This window comes from Phytoactinopolyspora endophytica (genome assembly GCF_004138495.1).
Lineage (GTDB): Bacteria > Actinomycetota > Actinomycetes > Jiangellales > Jiangellaceae > Phytoactinopolyspora > Phytoactinopolyspora endophytica.
The window spans coordinates 91,382-95,692 of sequence record NZ_ML142861.1 but is presented as its reverse complement, the minus strand read 5'-3'; the positions used below and the strand labels follow the sequence as shown (position 1 = coordinate 95,692).

The window sequence follows — 4,311 nt, the reverse complement described above, 5'->3', positions numbered from 1 at the left end:
GTCAATACATATAGGCTTCCGGCCGACGGGATCGGCGTCTTCACCTCGCTGTGGGGTGACTACGCCAGGGCGCCGTCGGTCGGCGGCGCGCCAGACACGGCGGAGGTCACGGTCGTCGACGGAGTGGTCACCGATGTAGGCACGGAGATCGGTGGTGGCGAGATCGCCGAGGACACACAGATCCTGGTGGGACGCGACACCGGCGCGGAGGCCCTGCTCGAGCTTGAGCCCGGCATGAGTGTCGACGTGACGTACGCGCCGCGCTCCGACGTCGAGGAGATCGCGGCGGCCGTGGGCGGCAACCAGGTCCTGGTCGAGGACGGAGTGCCGCAGACGTTCTCCGATACCGCGGTCCACCCGCGTACCGCGCTGGGGATCAGCGAGGACGGCAGCGAGGTCTTCATGGCCGTGATCGACGGCCGGCAGGCGCACGCTCGCGGGATGAGCCTGGAAGAGCTCGGTGAGTTCATGCACGAGCTGGGCGCTCATGACGCGCTGAACCTCGACGGCGGCGGGTCGTCGACCATGGTGGTCCGCGACCCGGCCACCCCCGACCACGACGTCGTCAACAGCCCGTCCGACGGCGAGGAGCGCCAGGTCTCTAACGGGCTGGCCATCTTCGCGGGCCAGGGTTCCGGCACGCTGAGCGGGTTCCGGCTGTCGACGGAGGCCGGCAGCGAACGCGTCTTCCCCGGGCTGTCCCGGACGGTCACGGCGCTCGGGCACGACGAGGCGCAGGACCCGGTCGACTCGTCGCCTGCCTGGTCGGCGGAAGGCGATGCCGCCGAAGTAGCGGGTGACGGGTCCACGGCCACCGTGACCGGGGTAGAGCCCGGGGAGGCGACTGTCGTCGCGTCCGAGGGCGACGCCGGCGGCGAGCTGGCGATCACCGTGCTCGACGAGATCGCCTGGCTCGACTCGAACGCGGTCCTGGTGCCGCTGGCCGATGCTGACGCCTCTGGGCGGATCGAGTTGACCGGCTACGACGACGCCGGCTACCGCGCGCCGGTCGAGCCGGCCGACGTCGAGGTCAGCGGCGGAGACGGGGTGGTCGAGCTGGTGCCGGACGCCGCCGGCTTCACCGTCGAACCGCTCACCGACGAAGGCTCTACGCTGCTTACCTTCAACGCGGCTGGGGTCGAGACGCAGGTCGCCGTGACCATCGGGCTGGTGGAGGAGACGGTCGCCGATTTCTCCGACGCCGATGGGTGGACCGTCAGCTTCGCACGCGCCAGCGGTGACATCGAGCCGGCCGAAGGGCCCGACGGACAGTCCGGCGTCCGGATGACCTACGACTTCACCGGCCCCAACACCCGAGCCGCGTACGCCGCGCCGCCCGAGCGGCTCGAGTTTCCAGGCCAGCCGCAGGCGGTGAACGCCTGGGTGAAGGGCGACGGCAACGGCACGTGGATCCGGATGCGTCTGTACGACGCCCAGGGGACGCTGATCACCCTCAACGGTGGGTACACGACGTTCGACGATTGGCAGCAGCTGCGGTTCGAGGTGCCGGAAGGCACCCAGTACCCGCTGACCCTCCGCGACATCTACGCGGTGGAGCCGAGCGGTGACGCCCGGTACGACGGCGAGACGTCGTTCAGCGACATCACCGTCGAAGTGGCGCCGGACGTCGACTTGCCCGCCCAGAGCAGGTTCCCGGATCCGGTGGTGATCGCCAACGGGACCAACGACGACGCTACGCAGCGGATCGCTGTGATGAACGACGCGCAGTTCGTCGCACGAGACCCCGACAGCGATGCCGTCCAGGCAGCCCGCCGGACGCTGCGGGAGATCGTCGTCGCTGACCCCGACGTCCTCATCATCAATGGCGACTTCGTCGACGAGGCATCGCCGGAGGACTTCGATCTGGCTCGCCGAATCCTCGACGAGGAACTGGGAGACGCGGCGTTCCCCTGGTACTACGTGCCGGGCAACCACGAGATCCAAGGCGGTCCGATCGAGAACTTCATCGACGAGTTCGGCGACACCCAGCACGTCTTCGACGTCGAAGGAACCAGGGTGGTCACCCTGAACACGGCCTACGGCACGCTGCGTGCCGGTGGTGAGGAGTTCGACCAGATCCTCGCGCTGCGGGAAGCGCTGGACGATGCGGCCGAGGACCCGTCCATCACGGGCGTCGTCGTCGCCGGGCACCACCCGCCGAACGATCCGCTGCCGACGGCGAACAGCCAGCTGGCCGATCGCATGGAGGCGGAGATGCTCGAACAGTGGCTGGCCGACTTCGAGGCGGAGTCGGGCAAGCAGACGGCGTACGTGGGCGGTCACGCCGGAGTTTTCGACGCGTCGTCGGTGGACGGTGTGCCGTACCTGGTGGTCGGCAACTCCGGCAAGGGCCCGGCCAGCACTCCGGACAACGGCGGCTTCACCGGCTGGACGATGCTCGGCATAGAGCCGGACCTCGCTGCAGCAGACAATGCGGACGGCTCCGGTGCCGGATGGCTGGCCGCGGAGGTCCTGCCCCGGGTGGACACCTTGACACTGGACGTGCCCGGACGGCTGCCCGCCGGCGAGACAGCACAGGTCTCGGCTGAGTTGGAGCAGGACGAGGGCGCGCGGACGGTGCCGGTTCAGTGGCCCGTGAGCGCCGAGTGGTCCGGACGTGGTGTGCACGTCGGCGACCCGGATGACGCGGGCCGGGGCGACGTCGTCGCGCTCGACCCGTCGACGCGCACGCTGACTGCCCTTCGGCCCGGCGCCACCCAGCTGTCGGTCACGGTCAACGGCGAGACCGACACCGAAAGGATCCAGGTAGCACCCAGGTAGAGGCCGCCTCCGGCCGGCAATGAACGACATCGTGGTCGCCCGAGCGACCACGATGTCGTTCCTTCTGCGTGGGAAACGCTGGCGCCTGGTTGGGTGGGTGGGCGGTCGAGTTTTCTTCTGCGGCTGGTCCTCCGGCGGTAGCTCTGTGGATGGTTGCGTTGCGCCGCGCCGTCGGACAAAGCGCCGCTGCCAGAAATCCTCGACCGCCCACCTTCCGACTCGCCTCACGTACGCGGCAACCTGACGAGCGACGTGGTTCGCTTTCACTCTGGGGTCGGATTCCCGCCGACGGCCGCGCACCGATAGTCTTCACTTGGCCTTACTGGTGGAATAGGGCCAAATTCCGGCAGAGTGACGTGCCGGGAGCAGGCTCGCCTAGCCGCGCGGCGGCACCACCTCGCGTGGCCATGAGTAACTACAGACGGACCGCGACACACACGACAAGGATGTACCCCGCGTGGATCTGATGGAGTATCAAGCGAAGGACCTCTTCGCCAAGCATGGAGTCCCGGTGCTGCCGGGAAAAGTAGCCGAGACAGCTGACCGCGCGCGCACCGTCGCAGACGAGATCGGTACCGCGGTCGTGGTCAAGGCCCAGGTCAAGACCGGTGGGCGTGGCAAGGCCGGCGGCGTGAAGCTGGCTGAGAACGCGGCTGAGGCGCAGGAGAAGGCCGAGGCCATCCTCGGCATGGACATCAAGGGTCACACGGTTCATCGCGTGCTGGTGACGCAGGCCAGCGACATCGCGCAGGAGTACTACGTGTCCTTCCTGCTCGACCGGTCCAACCGCACCTACCTGGCGATGGCCAGCGTCGAGGGCGGCGTCGAGATCGAGCAGCTCGCGGTGGAGCGCCCGGAGGCGCTGGCGAGAATCCCAGTGGACCCGCTGTCCGGCGTCGACGCGGCCAAAGCCGCGGAGATCGCCGACGCGGCCGGGTTCGAGCCTGCCGTCCGCGACCAGGTGATCGACGTCCTGCAGAAGCTGTGGACCGCTTTCACCGCGGAGGACGCCACACTGGTCGAGGTCAACCCGCTGGTGAAGACACCGGACGGGACGATCCTTGCGCTCGACGGCAAGGTCAGCCTGGACGAGAACGCCGAGTTCCGGCACGCCGACCACGCGGCGTTCGAGGACAAGGAAGCCGCTGACCCGCTGGAAGCCCGGGCCAAGGAGAAGAACCTCAACTACGTCAAGCTCGAGGGCGAGGTCGGCATCATCGGCAACGGCGCCGGCCTGGTCATGTCGACGCTCGACGTCGTCGCCTACGCCGGCCAAGAGCTGGACTCGGGTTCGGCTCCGGTTCGTCCCGCGAACTTCCTGGACATCGGCGGTGGCGCCTCGGCCGAGGTGATGGCGAACGGTCTGGAGATCATCCTTTCCGACCCGGACGTGAAGAGCGTGTTCGTCAACGTCTTCGGCGGCATCACCGCATGTGACGCGGTGGCCAACGGGATCGTGCACGCCTTCGATCTGCTTGAGAAGCGCGGCGATGAAGTGACCAAGCCGCTTGTGGTCCGGCTGGACGGTAA

2 protein-coding genes are annotated in these 4,311 nt (G+C 68.3%); both read left to right on the top strand.

What is annotated here, in order from left to right:
- Positions 1-2,781 (top strand): phosphodiester glycosidase family protein (locus tag ELR45_RS22685; protein ID WP_129668378.1); only part of this gene is annotated, 2,781 nt, incomplete at its 5' end.
- A gap of 457 nt (positions 2,782-3,238) precedes the next feature.
- A partial coding sequence (sucC, locus tag ELR45_RS22680) for an ADP-forming succinate--CoA ligase subunit beta (RefSeq protein WP_129668469.1) occupies positions 3,239-4,311 on the top strand: 1,073 nt, incomplete at its 3' end.